15 protein-coding genes are annotated in these 17935 nt (G+C 28.8%); 11 read left to right on the top strand and 4 right to left on the bottom strand.

Annotated elements, in window-relative coordinates; translation table 11 throughout:
- Positions 1-23 precede the first annotated feature (23 nt).
- Genes L8V82_RS07050 through L8V82_RS07040 form a run of 3 tightly spaced genes read left to right on the top strand, consistent with a single transcriptional unit; the run spans position 24 to position 2499 of the window.
- The gene (locus L8V82_RS07050) at positions 24-695 is read left to right on the top strand and encodes a response regulator transcription factor (RefSeq protein WP_039617824.1); all 672 of its coding nucleotides are present in this window, start codon (positions 24-26) and stop codon (positions 693-695) included.
- Positions 692-1924, top strand: coding sequence for an ArsS family sensor histidine kinase (locus tag L8V82_RS07045; protein ID WP_263724471.1), 1233 nt, complete (start codon positions 692-694; stop codon positions 1922-1924). Before L8V82_RS07050 ends, L8V82_RS07045 begins: the two co-directional genes overlap by 4 nt.
- On the top strand, positions 1924-2499 hold the full coding sequence (locus L8V82_RS07040) for a recombination protein RecR (RefSeq protein ID WP_263724491.1): 576 nt from the start codon (positions 1924-1926) through the stop codon (positions 2497-2499). Before L8V82_RS07045 ends, L8V82_RS07040 begins: the two co-directional genes overlap by 1 nt.
- Here L8V82_RS07040 and L8V82_RS07035 read toward each other — a convergent pair.
- Genes L8V82_RS07035 through L8V82_RS07025 form a run of 3 tightly spaced genes read right to left on the bottom strand, consistent with a single transcriptional unit; the run spans position 2486 to position 5749 of the window.
- On the bottom strand, positions 2486-3514 hold the full coding sequence (locus L8V82_RS07035; protein WP_263724470.1) for a hypothetical protein: 1029 nt from the start codon (positions 3512-3514) through the stop codon (positions 2486-2488). The two genes, L8V82_RS07040 and L8V82_RS07035, sit on opposite strands and share 14 nt — an antisense overlap.
- Complete coding sequence (gene uvrC / locus L8V82_RS07030) at positions 3511-5304, bottom strand: excinuclease ABC subunit UvrC (protein WP_263724469.1); 1794 nt, start codon at positions 5302-5304, stop codon at positions 3511-3513. The genes L8V82_RS07035 and uvrC overlap by 4 nt, the downstream gene beginning before the upstream one ends.
- Complete coding sequence (locus L8V82_RS07025) at positions 5297-5749, bottom strand: hypothetical protein (RefSeq protein ID WP_263690503.1); 453 nt, start codon at positions 5747-5749, stop codon at positions 5297-5299. The genes uvrC and L8V82_RS07025 overlap by 8 nt, the downstream gene beginning before the upstream one ends.
- Positions 5750-5883: 134 nt before the next feature.
- Here L8V82_RS07025 and nhaD point away from each other — a divergent pair, with 134 nt between their 5' ends.
- Together nhaD and guaA are read left to right on the top strand one after the other, a co-directional pair.
- On the top strand, positions 5884-7242 hold the full coding sequence (gene nhaD / locus L8V82_RS07020) for a sodium:proton antiporter NhaD (RefSeq protein WP_039617835.1): 1359 nt from the start codon (positions 5884-5886) through the stop codon (positions 7240-7242).
- 9 nt (positions 7243-7251) lie between these two features.
- Positions 7252-8787, top strand: coding sequence for a glutamine-hydrolyzing GMP synthase (gene guaA / locus L8V82_RS07015; protein WP_263690504.1), 1536 nt, complete (start codon positions 7252-7254; stop codon positions 8785-8787).
- On the opposite strand, the gene L8V82_RS07010 is transcribed toward guaA, so the two are convergent.
- Positions 8788-9339, bottom strand: coding sequence for a class I SAM-dependent methyltransferase (locus L8V82_RS07010; protein ID WP_039617837.1), 552 nt, complete (start codon positions 9337-9339; stop codon positions 8788-8790). It lies immediately after the preceding gene.
- A gap of 112 nt (positions 9340-9451) precedes the next feature.
- On the opposite strand from L8V82_RS07010, the gene L8V82_RS07005 reads away from it, so the two are divergent.
- The 6 genes from L8V82_RS07005 (at position 9452) to L8V82_RS06980 (ending at position 17786) form a co-directional block, all read left to right on the top strand.
- The gene (locus tag L8V82_RS07005; RefSeq protein WP_263724468.1) at positions 9452-10891 is read left to right on the top strand and encodes a hypothetical protein; all 1440 of its coding nucleotides are present in this window, start codon (positions 9452-9454) and stop codon (positions 10889-10891) included.
- A 263-nt stretch (positions 10892-11154) separates the two neighbouring features.
- Complete coding sequence (gene purD / locus L8V82_RS07000; RefSeq protein WP_263724467.1) at positions 11155-12405, top strand: phosphoribosylamine--glycine ligase; 1251 nt, start codon at positions 11155-11157, stop codon at positions 12403-12405.
- Positions 12402-12860, top strand: a complete 459-nt coding sequence (locus L8V82_RS06995; RefSeq protein WP_263724466.1) for an RDD family protein — start codon at positions 12402-12404, stop codon at positions 12858-12860. The genes purD and L8V82_RS06995 overlap by 4 nt, the downstream gene beginning before the upstream one ends.
- Positions 12850-14886 carry an LPS-assembly protein LptD gene (locus L8V82_RS06990; protein WP_263724490.1) on the top strand — a complete coding sequence of 679 codons (2037 nt, stop codon included), beginning with the start codon at positions 12850-12852 and terminating at the stop codon, positions 14884-14886. The genes L8V82_RS06995 and L8V82_RS06990 overlap by 11 nt, the downstream gene beginning before the upstream one ends.
- Positions 14886-15542 carry a phosphoribosyltransferase family protein gene (locus tag L8V82_RS06985; protein ID WP_263724465.1) on the top strand — a complete coding sequence of 219 codons (657 nt, stop codon included), beginning with the start codon at positions 14886-14888 and terminating at the stop codon, positions 15540-15542. The genes L8V82_RS06990 and L8V82_RS06985 overlap by 1 nt, the downstream gene beginning before the upstream one ends.
- Before the next feature lie 135 nt (positions 15543-15677).
- On the top strand, positions 15678-17786 hold the full coding sequence (locus L8V82_RS06980; protein ID WP_263724464.1) for a polyribonucleotide nucleotidyltransferase: 2109 nt from the start codon (positions 15678-15680) through the stop codon (positions 17784-17786).
- The last annotated feature ends 149 nt before the right edge of the window (positions 17787-17935 follow it).

Below are 17935 nucleotides of genomic sequence, written 5' to 3'. Positions count from 1 at the left end.
ATATTTTCACTAAAGGGGTAGAGATGATTAATGTTTTAATGATCGAAGATGATCCAGATTTTGCAGAGTTTTTGGCAGAATATTTGGCCCAGTTTAATATAAAAGTTACTAATTATGAAGATCCGTATTTAGGAATGAGTGCTGGTATAAAAAACTATGATTGTTTAATTCTTGATTTAACTTTACCTGGACTTGATGGTCTTGAAGTTTGTCGTGAAATAAGGGAAAAATATAGTATTCCTATTATTATTTCTTCAGCTAGAAGTGATTTGAGTGATAAAATTGTAGGACTTCAAATAGGTGCGGATGATTATCTACCAAAACCTTATGATCCAAAAGAAATGCATGCAAGAATTATGAGTTTGATTCGTCGTTCAAAACGCGTAAATGAAACTCCTGAGAAAATCATCAATTCAGCGTTTAAAATTGATGAAAAAAGACATGAGATTAGTTACAATGATGAAGTTTTAGTTTTAACACCTGCTGAGTATGAAATTTTAAGTTATATGATAAGACAACATGGATTTTCAGTTAGTAGAGAGCAACTTGTATATCACTGTAAGAGTTTAAAAGATAAAGATTCTAAGAGTTTAGATGTAATTATTGGTAGGCTTAGAACCAAGATTGGCGATAGTTCAAAAGCACCAAAACACATTTTCTCAGTTAGAGGAATAGGATACAAATTAATAGGATGAAAGTAACTATTAACCTTAAGATCACGGTCCTTTTTGCAACAGCTTTTTTGTTTGTTTGTGCCTTGTTTGTGCTTTTAGGTAAGGTTCAGATAGATTCTTATTTAACTAATGAGCAAAGCAGACAAAAGGAAATTGTAGAAAAGATAATATATAATTTAGAAAGAAAAGAAGGTTTTTCAATACATGAGTATCTTCTTTCTAAATCTTTTAAATTAGTTGAAAATGAGCGTAATATAAAACATATTGTTGCCAAAGGTGAAAAAGTACTTAGGGTTAATTCCTTGTATGGAAGCTTTTCTTCTATTATTTATCATAATCAAATTTTTTTCTATGTAGAGCAACTTAACACAAAACATCTTTATGAGTTAAACGCTTCTGCGCGTCTTGAGTATTTATTTTTATTGAGTTTCTTTTTTAGCTTGATTTTAATTATATTTTTATATTTTTCAGTATTAAGATCTTTAATGCCTTTGAAAATTTTAAAAAAGAAAATTAAAAATATTAGCGCAGGTAAAATTGAACCTTTATCTGAATATTCTCAGATTAATGATGAAATTTCTGAAATTTCTTTTGAATTTGATCATGCTATCAATAAAATTCAAGAACTTGTAAAATCAAGACAGTTTTTCTTAAGAATGATTATGCACGAGCTTAAAACACCTATTGGAAAAGGTAGAATAGTTTGTGAAATGCTAGATAATCAAAAGCAAAAAGATCGTTTGGTGGCGATTTTTGAAAGACTTGAATTATTAATAGATGAATTTGGAAAAATTGAAAAAGTTTTATCAAGAAATTGTCAGCTTAATTTGCAAACTTATCATCTGAGTTTGATTTTAGAGCAGGCTGAAGACTATTTAATGAGAGATGATTTTTATCAAAAATTAAAGATTACTTATAAAGAGGATACTATGATAATTGCTGATCTAGAACTCTTTTCTTTAATGCTTAAAAATTTAATTGACAATGCTATTAAATACTCAGTTGATAAAGCTTGCGAGATTATATGTTCTGGAGATTATATTATTGTTAGAAATAAGGGAATTCAACTTAAAAAAACTTTTGATTATTATTTAAAACCTTTTGTAAGAGAGCATAATACCCAAGTAGAAGGAATGGGGTTAGGACTTTATATTATTAATAATATTTGCAATCTTCATGGTTATAATCTAACCTATAGTTATGAAGATGGTTATCATACTTTTAAAATTGTTTTCTCAAGGTTGAAATAATTTTGAAAGGCTTAGAAAAATTTAATGAGTTGGTAGCTGCTTTTTCTGCATTGCCTACCATAGGAAAGAAATCTGCTTTAAGGCTTGCATATCATGTTTGTATAAAAGATCCTTTGTTGGGTTCTAAACTTGCTTATCATATTGAAGAATCCATAAGAATGATAAAAAAATGCACACAATGTGGTGCTTTAAGTGAAAATGAATTATGTGAAGTTTGTTCTAATATAGAAAGAAATCATAATATTATCTGTATAGTTCAAGATTCTAAAGATGTTTTGGTTTTAGAAGATAGCAGAAGTTATGATGGGCTTTATTTTGTACTTGATGATACAAGTGAAGAAAACATTATAAAATTAAGAAGCATGATTGAGTATAATAAAACCACAGAAATATTTTTTGCTTTCACACAAGGCCTAAATTCTGATGCTATTGTTTTTTTTATAGAAGAAAAATTAAAAGATTTAAATTTGAGTTTTTCTCAAATAGCTCAAGGCATCCCAAGTGGTGTGAGTTTGGAAAATGTCGATTTTATATCTTTACATAAGGCTATTAATCATAGAACTAAACTTGATTGATATATTTTTTAAGTAAAATTATCCATTCATTTTTGCTAATGTCATTTATAATTTCATCGGCAAAATCGCAATTTTTAACTCTATTTTTGGTAAAAAGTAAAATTTTATTTTGTGAATTTTGTATTTTATATTCATGTAGTATTTGACTAAAATGTAAAATATCGAACTTTATGACTTCATAATCAACCAAAATTAATCTAAAATTTAATTTTAAAGCGTTCTTAAAATCACTTAGGCTATCTACGATTTGATTATTTGAGCAAAATTGATTGGTTATATTTAAAATTAGATTATTTTCAAAACTAGAAGATTTAAAAATCAATACATTGTATAAATTTGCTATTTGATAACTTTCTTCTTTAAAATTTGTACTTAAAAAATTGATAAGATCTTTGACATTGACATCTACAAATGTGTAGTTTAGCGTATTTTTTATTTTCTTCTTTGAAATAATAAAGGAATATTTTTTCTCTACTTTTTGAAAATCATCAAAAATTTCACTACTAATGCCTATATCTAATAAAATACATTGTAATAAAAAATTTTCAATCATATCATCATTTACAATGCATGCGTGGATATTCTTAAAAATAATATTTTTTGTTTTTGTATTTATTTGATATTTTTTTAAAATCGGTTTTAGTGCAATGGAATTTTCTAATCCCATATAGTTAAAACTTTGAATAAGATATTGCAAGTTTTTTTGTAAAAGTTTGTTTTGTATTTTTTGATCTTGCAATTGTTTTTGCGTTAGCTCAAATGATGTTTTTAATTTTTCTTTTAGATCTATTAAAGAGGTTGAACTTGATATTTTTAAAAATTTTTCTATTTCTTGAATAATGATATTATCTTTTTTAAGTTTTTGATTTTTTAAGATTATATAAACACATGCAATGATAAAAATCAAAATACTCATAAAAGTATAAATGAAGAATAGTTTTTGATCGATAGGATATAAAAAATAATAATTTAAAAAACATAAAATTAAAGTCAAAAGACTAATAAATAATATCATAAATTTTCCTTGATTAATTTAGCTATTTTTACATTGGAGAGTGATTTTAATTCATCAAAACTAGCTTTGCTAATTTCATTAAAACTACCATAATAATCTAAAAATTTTTTAATATATCCTTGGGAAATTCCAAGTTGTATTAACCTAGAACTTTGCAAATCTTGTTTTCTTTTTGTTTTTTGATGAAAACTAATTGCAAAGCGATGTGCTTCATCGCGTAATTTTTGTAAAAATTGTAATTTTTTATCATCGGTTGAAAGTTGAATTTTACCTTCTTGGGTATAAATTTTATCTTTCGCACTTCCTTTTGCCCTATAAGCTTTTGCGTCTATTTTTTCTTTAGAAATTGCTAAAATATCTACATTTGCCCCAGAACTTTTGATGATATCATTGGCTAGTTTTAATAAAGCATCTCCCCCATCAATTAACCATAAATCAGGCGGAGGATTTTTATCAAATGACATAGCTCTTTTACTAAGGGTTTGAAGCATTTGATCGTAATCATTTTTATAGGATAAATGGTAGTGTCTATAAGAACTTTTATCAAATTTTCCATCTTTATAGGCTACCAAAGCACCGACATTTGCCTCACCTTGCATATGAGAATTGTCAAAAATTTCTATATAATTAGGATAATTTTGCAAGTTAAAAAATTCTTTTAATTCTTTTAAAAATAAATAATCATCACTTTTTAAGTGTTTTTGTATGTTTATTTTTGCATTTTCTAGTGCAAGTTCGCACAAGGCTTTTTTTTCACCAAGTTTTGGAGTCTTAAGGTGAAATTTCCTAGAAAACCTTTCACTAAGTAAATTTTGCAAAAGGTTCATATCTTCAAATTCTTCATGCGTATAAATTCGGGTTGAATTTATTGGGCTATCTTGGGTGTAATTTTCTAATATATATTGCTTATATACTGCATTTAGGTCAAATTCTTCTTGATGATTTAGGGTTAGCACTTTATGGTTTGAGCTAATTATTTTGCCATTATTTATAACAAAACGCACCATAGAGAGTATATTTACTTCATGGTATATGGCAAAAACATCAAAATCTTCTAATTTTGCAAGGTCTATTTGTATTTTTACGCTTAAATTTTCTATTGTTTTGATTTGATCTCTTATAATAGCTGCTTCTTCGTAGTTTTCGTTTTTTGCATATTCAAGCATTTTATTTTCTAAGTTTTTTGTTAAAGATAAGGGATTTAAAAGAGCTTGAGTAGCCTTTTGGATAATTTTTTCATATTCTTGTTTAGAGATTTTTTCTTCACATGGTCCTTTACAGCGTTTAATTTGATAAAAAAGGCAAAGTTCTTTGCAGGATTTTTTTTGTCTTAGTTCAAATGATAAATACAAAGCATTTAAAAGCTCTTTTGCTCCTTTAAAAAATGGACCAAAATATTTTATTTTGTTTTTTTTGATGATTTTTCTTGTAATTTCAAATCTAGGAAAATCTTCGTTTAAATCTATGTAAATATAAGGGTAGGTTTTATCATCTCTTAATAGTATATTATATTTTGGATGAAGTTGCTTTATAAAAGAATTTTCTAGTATTAAAGCATCAGCCTCGCTTTTTGTGGTGATAAATTCTAAATGATGTGTTTGACTAATCATTTTTTGAATTCTTAAGCTATTATTAGGATTTGGGCAAAGATTTGGAGTGAAGTTAAAATAACTTCTAACACGGTTTTTTAAATTCTTGGCCTTACCTACATATAAAAGCTTACCTTGAATATCAAAATACTGATACACACCCGGCAAATTTGGCAAGGTTTTGAGTTCATTTTCAAGCATTTTTTATAAGCTTTCGTAATTCTTCAAATTTATTATATAAAATAGGATTTTCAAAATGATTTTTAAAATTTCCATTAGAAAGCTCTAGATGAGTTTTTTTATGATCGGCAAAAATACTATTTTTAGATATAAAGTTTTTATCATTAAGTATTTTTATATTTTCTACTTTTGCAAAATTACTCATTGGCCTAGCTAAAGTATAGTTTTTTATGAGACTTTTAATCATTTTTTTGGTATTATCGTGATTAAGCTCCATATACGCAATGTGGTGTTTAACTAAAATAATCAAAGTATTATTTTTTATAAAGAGTTTAGTAATCATTTGTTGGTGATTGTGATTAAACAAATTTAAAAACTCTTTATATTGAAAAAATATTTTTAAAGGTTTATAATGTTTAAAATCAGCAAGCTCGTTGATGATGTAATGACTCGTTTTAATTTTCATTTAATTATTTTAACATTTTTTTTATTAATATTTCTAAATGCATGTGGCTATAAGGATGCTCCATTTTATGAGATAAAAGATAATAATGGCAGTGTAAAAGAGATTAAAAAATTCCAATCTTTGGAGAGTGAAATATGAGTAGAATACTTTTTTTACTTTGTTTTAGTATTAGTTTTTTATTAGCAGGTCAAACTCATGAGTTGAATTTGGCTTTTAGCGCTTTGGGTATAGGTGTTTTAATAATTTTTATATTAGGTTATTATTTTATCGCAGCAGAAGAGAAATATCATATCAATAAAACTAAGCCTGCTTTATTTATAGGAACTTTATCTTTTGTTATCATAGGTATATATATGGTAATGAATGATTTAGATACGCAAATGCTTGAAGAGAGTGTTAATCATCTTATTTTAGAAATTGCACAAATTGTGTTTTTCTTAATAGCCGCTATGACTTTTATAGAAGCTTTGATAGAAAGATCAGTTTTTGAAACTTTAAAATACAAACTTGTAAGCAAGGGTTATACTTATAGAAAGTTATTTTGGCTAACAGGTATTTTAGCTTTTTTTATCTCTCCAATTGCAGATAATCTTACAACAGCTTTGATTTTATCCACTGTGCTTTTAACTATAGATAAACATAATAAAGAATTTTTAATCCCAGGTGCTATAAATATTGTAGTAGCAGCTAATGCCGGTGGAGCTTGGTCGCCTTTTGGTGATATTACTACTTTGATGGTTTGGACAGCAAAAAAAGCCACATTTTTTGAATTTTTTGCTCTTTTTCCTGCCTCTTTTATTGGCTGGTTGCTTACTGCTTATTTATTGTCACGTTATGTGCCTAATATTAAGCCAAATTTCCATAAGGATAATTTAGAAAAAGTAGAAATTAAACCAGGCGGTAAAGTTTTTATTGTGCTTGGTTTTTTAACTATAGCTTTAGCAGTATTTATTCATAGTATTTGTGATTTACCTGCAATGTGGGGTATGATTTTTGGTCTTTCATTGCTTAGTTTATATATGTATTTTTTCAATAGAAAACAAGGTAAAAAAGATTTAAATATTTTTCATTATATGACACGTATTGAAATGGATACTTTATTATTTTTCTTTGGTATTTTATCTGCTGTAGGTGCTTTGCATTTTGTTGGTTGGCTTGCATATGCTTCTGATCTTTATGCAAAATTTGGAGCTACTAGTATTAATATAGGAGTAGGATTTTTATCCGCTATTGTAGATAATGTTCCAGTTATGAGCGCGGTATTAAAAGCAAATCCAAGTATGGATGATACTCAATGGCTTTTAGTGACTCTTACAGCGGGAATAGGGGGATCTTTGATTAGTTTTGGTTCAGCTGCTGGAGTGGGAGTAATGGGTAAAATGAAAGGAATTTATACTTTTAATGCTCATTTAAAATATGCATGGACGATTTTGGTTGGTTATATAATATCTATTATAGTTTGGTATGTACAATTTCAATTGTTAAATTTATAAAGGAGTTAGATGAAAAAAGCAGATATTTTAGTTTTGGACTTTGGTTCACAATACACACAACTCATTGCTAGAAGATTAAGAGAGCAGGGTGTGTATGCAGAAATTTTACCTTTTAATGTGAGTTTAGATGAGGTTAAAGCTAAAGAGCCCAAAGGTATTATTTTAAGTGGTGGGCCAGCTAGTGTATATGCAAATGATGCTTATTTTTGTGATAAGGGTGTTTTTGATTTAAATATACCAGTTTTAGGAATATGTTATGGTATGCAACTTATGGCACATCATTTTGGAGCAAATGTTGCCCCAGCAGGTCATAAAGAATATGGCAAAGCAACTATAGATATTCAAAATGATAGTGATTTGTTTAAAAATTTACCTAAAAAGCAAACAGTATGGATGAGCCATTCTGATAAGGTTGAGAATTTACCACAAGGTTTTGAGGTTTTAGCTACTAGTGAAAATAGTCCATTTTGTGTATTTGGAGATGAGAAGCGTAAATTCTTTGCTTTACAATTTCACCCTGAAGTGCAACATAGTGAATTTGGAAAAAGCATTTTGAAAAATTTCGCAAAATATGCATGTAACTGTGATAGTGTATGGAATATGGGATCTTTTGCAAAAACTCAAGCACAAAAAATCAAAGAAGAAGTAGGAAATGATAAAGTACTTTGTGCTGTTAGTGGCGGGGTTGATAGCAGCGTGGTGGCTGCATTATTAGCAAGTGCGATAAAAGATCAAGTAGTAGTTGTTTTTGTTGATAATGGTCTTTTAAGAAGCGGTGAAAAAGAACAAGTTGAGTATATGTTTAGACACACCTTGGGTATTGATCTAATCAGTATTGATGCAAGGGAGGTTTTCTTAAGTCGTTTAGCAGGGGTAAGAGATCCTGAACAAAAGAGAAAAATCATAGGAAATACTTTCATAGAAGTTTTTGAAGAAGAAGCTAAAAAACATAAAGACGTAAAATATCTAGCACAAGGGACTTTGTATACTGATATTATTGAAAGCTCGGTTGTAGGGGCTAGTAAGACTATAAAATCTCATCACAATGTGGGCGGTTTGCCTGAAAAGATGAATTTAAAACTCATCGAGCCTTTAAAGGAAATTTTTAAAGATGAGGTAAGAGCTTTGGGAATGGAACTTGGTTTAAGTAAAGATGTAGTTTATCGCCATCCTTTTCCAGGGCCAGGTCTTGCTATACGTATAATGGGCGAGGTAAATGAGCCTAGCTTGGAGCTTTTAAGAAAAGCAGATGTTATTTTGATCGAAGAATTAAAAAGCAGTGGTTGGTATGATAAGACATGGCAAGCTTTTTGTGTGCTTTTAAACGTGCAAAGTGTTGGTGTAATGGGAGATAATAGAACCTATGATAACGCAGTTTGTGTACGTGTAGTTAATGCAAGCGATGGTATGACCGCGACTTTTTCTCATTTACCTTATGAATTATTAGAAAATATTTCACGCCGTATTATTAATGAAGTAGAAGGAATCAATCGCGTAGTGTATGATATTTCTAGTAAGCCACCAGCAACGATTGAATGGGAATGATTATTTAGTACAAAAATATACAAAAGCAGGAGGGAGATTTTGCCAAATGATAGGTGAAATTTCTACCTTGCTAAAAGTGGCAAAAAGTTTTTTCTTAAAAGCCCTTCCTTTTGGTGTTGGGAGTATATAAGCAAATGTTGCAAAACAACCATTTTCCTCTAAAGCATCATGAATAGATTTTAATAATAAATCTTGCTCTTTGGAATTTAATAAAGCCCAAGGAATTCCTGAGATAATTAAATCAACGCTGTTGATTGCTCTTTTTTCTAGCATATTTGGTAAAAATTCTGCTGAATTGACTTCTATATCTATATTTTTTATATTTTGTTTTAATTTTTTTGCCATGTGAGGATTGATTTCAACGGCAAAAAATCTTGCATTATGACTTTTTTGTTTGAGGATATATTTTGTAAAACTTCCCGTACCAGGCCCTATTTCAACGATATTTTTTGCATGTTGAACATGAGAAGTTATAAGTTTGCTTAATTTTTTGGAGCTTGCGCAAAATGCTCCTGTTTGTTTTGGGTTTTTAAAATATTGATATAAAAACATAAATAAAATACCTAAAGATGTTTATTTTGTGAAATTTTAAAATATAATTGTAAATTTATGAAAACAAAGTTAAAATAAGAATTGAATTTTTCTTTAGATCAAGGATTTGGATATGCACGGAAAAATAATGGTTTATGTGGATGCTACTGGAAGGGGAACAGTAATCAATCTAGCAAAAACATTTTTTGAATTTAATAAACATGCATGGCATGATAAAAGAAGTATGCCAACAGTTGGTATGTTTGTTGAATTTAGATCCGATGGAAAGCATATTACTGATTTAAGACCTTCCAAATTTCAAGAATTTACAGATAATGATTTTATTAAAGAAAGAGATTTTTGGAAAACAGATAGTGATGATGAATTAGAAGATTTAAGACTAACAAGACGTGATGCTTATGTTCAAGAACTTTATAGAGAAACAGATTATGATAATCTTGATAAAATCACATTAAATTTAACTATCCCACAAGCCATTCAAAGATATTTTTATAATGAAACCTTGTCAATTAATGCAGTAAAAGACATTAACACAGATGAGGTGCCATATATTATTGATTTTTTTGCTATGAAGCGTTTTTTGTATAAGGCTTTAGATACTTTATTATTTTCGGATAATACTATCAATCAAGCTGATTTTTCTGCAATGAAAAATATCATAGTGCACCTTGAAATGGCATATAAAGATATGAAAGATAAGCAAAAACACATCAATATGGAGCGTTTGTATGATGAGGTGTTTTTATCTCATCAATGTCATTATCAAGCACTTTTAGCTTCGATTGATAATAGGAAAAATAGAAAATTAGCACTAGATCGTCAGATGAGTACTTTAATTACAGATATAAAATCAAAACAAGCAAGATTAGAATCTGAAAATGGTAAAAAACGCCAAGAATTTGAAGAGTTAATACAAAGTAAAAAACAAAAATTAATAGAAATTAAAAATGAAGCTGACTATTTTACAAAAAGCGTAGAAAAATTAGAGGCAATGAAAAAGTCTTTTTATGAAAAAAATTTTACTATTTTTAGTAATAGTTTTAATATGGCAAGAGAAAAACTTTTTGAAAAAATTAAGCAAGGTTTGAATATTTGTGCTACAAAATTAGATATAGAAATTTGGAAAAAATCTTTAAAATCAACAAGTATTAAAAACTCTTATTTTAAAACGGCAAGTGAAATTTCTTTTTGCACGCTTTCTTTTGCTGAGCTTTATTTAAATAGACTAAATAAACATGCATTAAACCCAAATGATCAATTATTACTTTCTTATGTTAAAAAGGTTCGAAAAGAATGTGAAAAGAGTTTTTTGGTTGTTACTTCTAATCCTGATTTGTATGTTAGCATGAAGATTCAAATTTTTGCAATGAATCCTTATTATATAGTTAAGCATGCACCTAAAAAAGTAAATTATCAAGGATTGATGAAAAATACTGAATTTGATATAGTTTATGTAGATGAAAAGACTATATGGGCGCCTGTTGCTGATGTTATCTTAGAAGGGAAATATTTCTTAAAAAAAGATTCTAAAACTAAATTTAAAATTTTATAAAAATCCTTTTTAAACCCTATTTTTAAGTTTTCTTAGTTATAATTATATTGCCTAAATGGTTCGATATGGTATTAAAGAGGATCCAACACATTAATTATAAGCTGTGATGTGTGATTTACCGTGTTCTGTGACTTCGTTTGAGTTTTGAAAAAAGCGAGAAGCTGCAGCCTTTAAAAATCACCTAATGGCATACTTTGACTTTTTGAGGGTCAGACACTTATACTCCGGCCATTTGGGTTTTTGCAACACTTTTAAGGAAAATAATGAAAATTTTAATATTAGGAAGCGGTGCAAGAGAGTATTCTATCGCTTTGGCTCTTCAAAAAACAAATGATAGTTTAGAATTTTATTTTGCTCCAGGAAATGGTGCTACTGCTAAAATAGGAACTAATCTTAATATGAAAGATCCTAAGGTGATTACAGCTTATGCAAAGGCATCTGAAATTGATCTTTGTATAGTTGGGAGCGAAAATTTTTTAGCAGAGGGTATAGTAGATCTTTTTAAAGAAAACAATATTGCTATTTTTGGGCCTACTAAAGCTGCTGCTATGTTAGAGGCTTCAAAATCTTTTATGAAGAGTTTTTTAAAAAAATATAAAATTAAAACAGCTAAATTTTTAAATACAACAGATTATGAAAAAGCTAAGAAATTTATTACATCCTTAACACCTCCTATAGTGGTAAAAGCAGATGGCTTATGTGCGGGTAAAGGGGTAATTATTGCTCAAAGTCATGAAGAAGCTTTAGAAGCTACTAAAAATATGCTAAGTGGAGAAAGCTTTGGGGAAGCTGGAAAGATTGTTGTGATTGAAGAATATCTTGATGGTTTTGAGTTGAGTGTATTTGCAGTTTGTGATGGAAATGATTTTATATTATTGCCTGCTGCGCAAGATCATAAAAGATTATTAGATAATGATAAAGGACCTAATACAGGTGGCATGGGAGCTTATGCCCCAAGTGCTTTAGCAAGTGAGAATTTGTTAGAGCAGGTGAAAAAAGATATAGTGGCACCAACTCTTAAAGGTATGAAAGAAGAAGGTGCTGAATTTGTTGGAGTGTTGTTTATAGGTTTAATGGTTGTAAATAATAAACCTTATGTTTTAGAGTATAATGTGCGTTTTGGTGATCCTGAGTGTGAGGTTTTGATGCCTTTGATAGAAAATCCTTTGGATTTATTTTTAGCATGTGTGAACAAAAATCTTGCTAATACTCATATAAAAATTAAAAATGAATTTGCTGTGGGTGTGGTTTGCGCAAGTAAAAATTATCCTTATAAGGACTCACCAAAAGCCTTGATCGAGATAGATAATGTCCCGCAAAATTCTCATATTTCTTATGCTGGTGTAAGTTTGGAAGATGATAAATTGTATGCTAGTGGTGGTCGTGTATTGGTTTGTGTAGGAACTGGAAAAAGCATTGAGGAAGCTCAAAAAAATGCTTATATGCTTTGTGAAAATGTTCATTTTAAAGGAAAACAATATAGAAAAGATATTGCTTTTCAGGTTCTTAAATGAGTGCAAATCAAGAATTATTTGATAAACTAGAAAAAGAAGAGCTAAAAATAGCAAGTTTTAAAAAAAGATTTTTAGCTTATATTATTGATAGTTTTGTAATTTTAGCTATTGTAAGTATTATTTTGCTTGATAAAATTAATTCTATGCAAACTTATGATGAAATTCATAATCTTTTAATGCGCTTTGCTGGTGGAATTTTGATTTTACAGTTTGCGTATCATAGTTTATTTACTTATTTATACGGTGCAACTTTAGGGAAAATGCTTTTGAAAATTATGGTGATTGATCAAGAATTGCTAGATAAGCCAAGTTTTACCCAAAGTGCTTTAAGGGCAGGTGTAAGACAAATTAGCGATATGTTGTATGGTTTAGGTTTTGCTTGGGCTTTGAGTAATATTGTTTTAAAAACTTGGCATGACTATGCAGCAAAAACAGTGGTGATAGATCTTGCGTAAAATATTACTTTCTTTAGCTTGTATAGGAAGTTTATATGCTTCTAAGGTAGATATTTATGCTTTAGATGTTGTAAAAAAAAATGATATTATAGAAGCAAAAAATAATGTAGTTGTAGTTTCTGATTTGTATTTAATTACCGCAAGTGAGGCTAAATTTAATGAAGCAACTAAAGATTTAGAATTATTTGGTGATGTAAATATCTTACGAGGACAAAAAGAAAGAACCAATTCTACTTATACTAAGATTAATCTCAAAGATAACACAACAGCTTTTAAAAATTTATTTTTTTCAAATAACGATTTAGAGGTTTGGTTGCAATGTCATCAAGCTGATTTAAATGATAAATTTGTTATAACTAAAAAGTCAGTTGTTTCTAGTTGTAATGTAGAAAATCCTGATTGGGAAATTCGTTTCGATGAAGGAAAATTAAATAAAGAAAGTAATTTTTTACATCTTTATAATGCAAGATTGTATGTAAAAAATACTCCTGTGATGTATTTACCTTATTTTGGTTTTAGTGTAGATACTAAAAGAAAAAGTGGTTTGTTAATCCCTCAGGTAGTTTTAAAGCAAAGTGAGGGACTGTATTACAACCAGCCCATTTATTATGTTATTGATGATAATGCAGATATTCAATTTGAGCCTCAGATTAGAACAAAAAGAGGTTATGGATTATACTCAACCTTAAGATTTATTGATGGTCCTTATTCTCAAGGTGAAGTTAGCGGTGGTATTTTTGGAGAAAAATCAAGCTACAAAAGAGAGGAAAATTTAAAAAACAAAGAACATTATGGTTTAGAAATCAAATATTCAAGTGAAGCTTTGTTTAAAAGTCTTTTGAGCGATGAGTTTCAAGAAGGCTTGTGGGTTGATGCTACTTATTTAAATGATGTGGATTATATGAATTTAAGTTCTAGTGCAAAAACTGAAGCTTCTTTAGTTACCTCAAAAATAAATTATTTTTTATCTGATGATGATAATTATTATGGTGCTTATGCAAAGTATTATATAGACACTTCTAAAATTAGCAATAAAGATACCATGCAAGAATATCCATCTTTTCAATATCATAGATATTTAAATGGTTTTTTTGATAATTATATACAATATAGTTTAGACGCTTCTTTTCATAGGTATTATAGACATACAGGTATTTATGCTAAAACATTAGATTTTGATCTGCCTTTAATCTATCATACGAGTTTTATGGATGATTTTTTAAATTTTACTTTTACTGAAAGAGTATATGCAAATTTTGTTAATTATTCTAATACAGATGCTAAAAATCAAGAACATTTGTTTCAAAATTCACATAATTTTTCTTTATATACAGATCTTTCTAAGCCATATGAAAATTTTTATCACACTTTATATTTAGGTGTTAATTATTTTATACCTGGAGCCAAATCGGGTAAAATTACTGAAGATTTTATAGAATTAAAAAATGATCCTGAGCAGTTTAATTTTTCAATGTATCAGTATTTTTACAATACTTTAGGTAAAAAAAAGTTATACCATAGTTTAAAGGCTAAATATTTCACCAAGGAAGGTAGTTTTGGTGGTTTTGATAATGTTATAGAATATTTTTACAATGATTATATAAGCTTGAGAAATGAAGCAGAATATTCAGGGGTAGATAATCGCTTTGATAAAGTATTTAGTGAGGCTTTGTTTGATTATGGTGAGTGGAAAGTTAGTCTAAATCATGCTTATAGAATTTATGAAAATGAAAAATATAATTTTTTAGGAACTAAAGCTCAGTATGATATAAATACTAACTATCAAATATTTGGTGGTTTGTGGTTTGATTTAAATAAAGATCCTGAAAAATGGGAAGTAGGTTATACCTATCAAAGAAAATGTTGGAATTATTCTTTGATGTATCGTAAGGATATTTCACCTAAGCTTACTAGTGGAGGGATTAGCGCTAAAGATCAAAGCGGTGTATATTTTATGTTTAATTTTTATCCGTTGGGCGGAGTTTCTTATGATTTTTCTTTGGAAGAAAATGAAAGGTCTATATAATGTTTTTTGAAGATGAAAAAGATGCGCTTGCTAGATTGTATGATATATTACCACTAAATAAATTAAAAGATTATATTATTATTACACCTTCTTTAAAATCTATAATTTTTGTTGATACGCTAGCACAAAAATTAGAAATTCCGTATGATTTTTTATTTACAGAGCAAATTAAAGCCCCTAATAATGATGAGTGTCAAATAGCTATGATTAGTGAGACAAAAGAGCTTGTTTATAATGAGGCTTTAGTTAAAGCTTTTGATATAAGCTTAGATTATATTTATGGTGAGGCAAACAGGACTTATGAAGAAAAGATTTTAAAAAATGTATATCGTTACAGAAAAGGAAATCTTTTAAAAGACTTAAAAGGAAAAAATATTTTAATGTTACATGAGGGCTGTGAAAGCGGAATTACTGCTTCTTCATGTATTAAAAGTTTGCTAAAGGAAGAAGTAAATAGTATTATTTATGCCACTGCTTTAATGCCAAGTGATGTGTATGATTATATTAGTGTTTTTGTAGATGAGGTTTATTGTGTGCAAAAGATTGATCATTTTGTGAATATTGAGTTCTATTTTAAAAATAAAACGATTTTGCAAGCCTATGAAATTTTAGATATTTTAGAAGAAAGTAAATATTATTTACCTTTAAAAAAGTAAATTTATATCTAAACAATTTGTTGTTTAGATATAAATTTATAGGCAAAATAAAAACAGGCTTTTTAAGTTTTAATTTTTTTAAAATTTAAAAAGCTTATTTGGTTTTGTCTATGATAAAAATTTAAAGGAAAAATCATGCGACATGAAATAAATATCAATAATCATCTTGAAATATTTGATACCGATAAAGTGGCAAAACAAGCAGCAGGTGCAGTTTTAATGCAAGAAAAAAATGCAGTAGTCTTAGCAACTGTAGCAAGAGAAGAAAAAATGGTAGAAGAGGATTTTTTACCTCTTACGGTGCAATATATAGAAAAAGCCTATGCAGCAGGTAAAATTCCAGGTGGCTATGTAAAAAGAGAAACCAAACCAGGCGATAATGAAACTTTAAGTGCAAGGATTATAGATAGAAGCCTAAGACCTCTTTTTCCAAAAGGCTATGCTTATCCAACCCAAATTGTAGTTATGGTTCTTTCTGCTGATCCTGAAGTAGATTTACAAGTAATGAGCCTAAATGCTGCAAGTGTTGCTTTATATTTAAGTGATATTCCTATTAAAGCGCCAGTTTGTGGTGTAAGAATAGGTCGTATAAATAATGAATTTGTTTTAAATCCAAGTAACAGTGAGCTAAAAAATAGCACTCTAGATCTTTATGTAGCAGGTGTTAAAGATGAGCTTTTAATGATAGAAATGAGAGCTTTGGCAAATAAGCAAAACAATAAACATTGTATGAATGAGTTAAGTGAAGATGATACTTTAAAAGCTTTAGATTTTGCAGGTAATGCAATTTTACGTGGCTCCAATGAATATGAAAAAACATTTGCTGCTTATAGAAAAAATTCCAAACTTGAGTTTAAAATAGAGTTAGATAATGCTCAAATTATTGACTATATAAAAAATACTTACATGACAAAACTTAAAATTGCTATTAATCAAATGGCAAAAAGTGAAAGGGCAAGTGAAATTTTACAAATTGCAAAAGAAATTGAAAGCGAAGTAATAGCTATTGAAAATGAATGGAAATTTGAAGATATTGAAAAAGCTTTGCATGTATGTAAAAGAGAACTTATTAGAAACCAAATTATTAATGAAAATAAAAGAGCAGATGGTAGAGGTTTGAAAGATGTTAGGAAAATAGATATAGAAACAAATATTTTACCAAGTGCTCATGGATCTTGTCTTTTTACTAGAGGACAAACCCAAGCCTTAGTTGTTGCAACTTTAGGAAATGATAATGATGCGCAAATGTCAGATTTGCTAACAGAAAAAAATCCAATTTGTGAAAAATTTATGGTTAATTATAATTTTCCGGGATTTTCTGTAGGTGAGGCTAGTCCTATAAAAGCTCCTGGTAGAAGAGAGCTAGGGCATGGAAATTTAGCAAAACGAGCTTTGCATCCTAGTGTGGATGTAGATTATGCTCATACCATTCGTTTGGTATCTGAAATTTTAGAAAGTAATGGTTCTAGTTCTATGGCTACTGTTTGTGGTGGTGCTTTGGCTTTAAGAGCTGCAGGAGTAAAAAGTGAAAAGCTAGTAGCAGGTGTGGCAATGGGGCTTGTTTTTGAAGATGAAAAATATGCTATTTTAACCGATATCATGGGGCTTGAAGATCACGATGGAGATATGGATTTTAAAGTAGCAGGAAGTTATGAAGGGATTACTGCTTTGCAGATGGATATAAAACTTGGTGGTATAGAGCAACAGGTTTTAAAAGAAGCTTTGTATCAAGCAAAAGAAGCTAGAGAGTATATTTTAAAACTAATGGAAGAAGCTGATAGAAATATCATTGTTAATGAGGCTATTTTACCAAAGATTGAGATCTTTAATGTAGATCCAAACAAAATCCCTGATATCATAGGTCAAGGCGGTAAAACTATAAAAGAGATCATCGAAAAATTTGAAGTTAATATCGACTTAGATAGAGATAAAGGCGAAGTTAAGATAGCAGGAATTAATCATGATTTAATTTCTCAAAGCAAAGAATATATATTAAATTTACTCCATTCTAAGGGTTCTAATAAAAAACGCGATAGAAAAGAAATGCCTAAATTTGATATCGGAGAAGAATTTATAGGAAAAGTTCAAAAAGTTGTAGAATTTGGAGTTTTTGTAGAACTTAAAGAAGGCGTGGATGGTTTATTGCATAATTCTAAGATTAAAGAAAAGTTAGAAGTAGGCAATGAAATTAAAGTTAAAGTTGCAGAAATTAAAAATGGAAAAGTTTCTTTAGATTTAGCCTAAATTTTGAGCATATTAAAAAATATGCTCAAAATTTTATATTATATCTTGACAAAAGAATATTCTTTTGGCATAATTTCATTTTTTGATTGTCTCGTTAGCTCAGCCGGTAGAGCATCTCCCTTTTAAGGAGGGGGCCGTTGGTTCGAATC

Source organism: Campylobacter sp. IFREMER_LSEM_CL2151 (assembly GCF_025771725.1).
Classification (GTDB): Bacteria; Campylobacterota; Campylobacteria; order Campylobacterales; family Campylobacteraceae; genus Campylobacter_D; species Campylobacter_D lari_C.
This window is presented reverse-complemented; position numbering and strand designations above follow the sequence as displayed.

What these genes read in the sequence shown, in the direction of transcription:
- L8V82_RS06980 (WP_263724464.1), top strand. Translation starts at nt 15,678, where the DNA reads ATGCGACATGAAATAAATATCAATAATCATCTTGAAATATTTGATACC.
- L8V82_RS06995 (WP_263724466.1), top strand. Translation starts at nt 12,402, where the DNA reads ATGAGTGCAAATCAAGAATTATTTGATAAACTAGAAAAAGAAGAGCTA.
- purD (WP_263724467.1), top strand. Translation starts at nt 11,155, where the DNA reads ATGAAAATTTTAATATTAGGAAGCGGTGCAAGAGAGTATTCTATCGCT.
- L8V82_RS06985 (WP_263724465.1), top strand. Translation starts at nt 14,886, where the DNA reads ATGTTTTTTGAAGATGAAAAAGATGCGCTTGCTAGATTGTATGATATA.
- guaA (WP_263690504.1), top strand. Translation starts at nt 7,252, where the DNA reads ATGAAAAAAGCAGATATTTTAGTTTTGGACTTTGGTTCACAATACACA.
- L8V82_RS07050 (WP_039617824.1), top strand. Translation starts at nt 24, where the DNA reads ATGATTAATGTTTTAATGATCGAAGATGATCCAGATTTTGCAGAGTTT.
- L8V82_RS07005 (WP_263724468.1), top strand. Translation starts at nt 9,452, where the DNA reads ATGCACGGAAAAATAATGGTTTATGTGGATGCTACTGGAAGGGGAACA.
- L8V82_RS07010 (WP_039617837.1), bottom strand. Translation starts at nt 9,339, where the DNA reads ATGTTTTTATATCAATATTTTAAAAACCCAAAACAAACAGGAGCATTT.
- nhaD (WP_039617835.1), top strand. Translation starts at nt 5,884, where the DNA reads ATGAGTAGAATACTTTTTTTACTTTGTTTTAGTATTAGTTTTTTATTA.
- L8V82_RS07045 (WP_263724471.1), top strand. Translation starts at nt 692, where the DNA reads ATGAAAGTAACTATTAACCTTAAGATCACGGTCCTTTTTGCAACAGCT.
- uvrC (WP_263724469.1), bottom strand. Translation starts at nt 5,304, where the DNA reads ATGCTTGAAAATGAACTCAAAACCTTGCCAAATTTGCCGGGTGTGTAT.
- L8V82_RS07035 (WP_263724470.1), bottom strand. Translation starts at nt 3,514, where the DNA reads ATGATATTATTTATTAGTCTTTTGACTTTAATTTTATGTTTTTTAAAT.
- L8V82_RS07025 (WP_263690503.1), bottom strand. Translation starts at nt 5,749, where the DNA reads ATGAAAATTAAAACGAGTCATTACATCATCAACGAGCTTGCTGATTTT.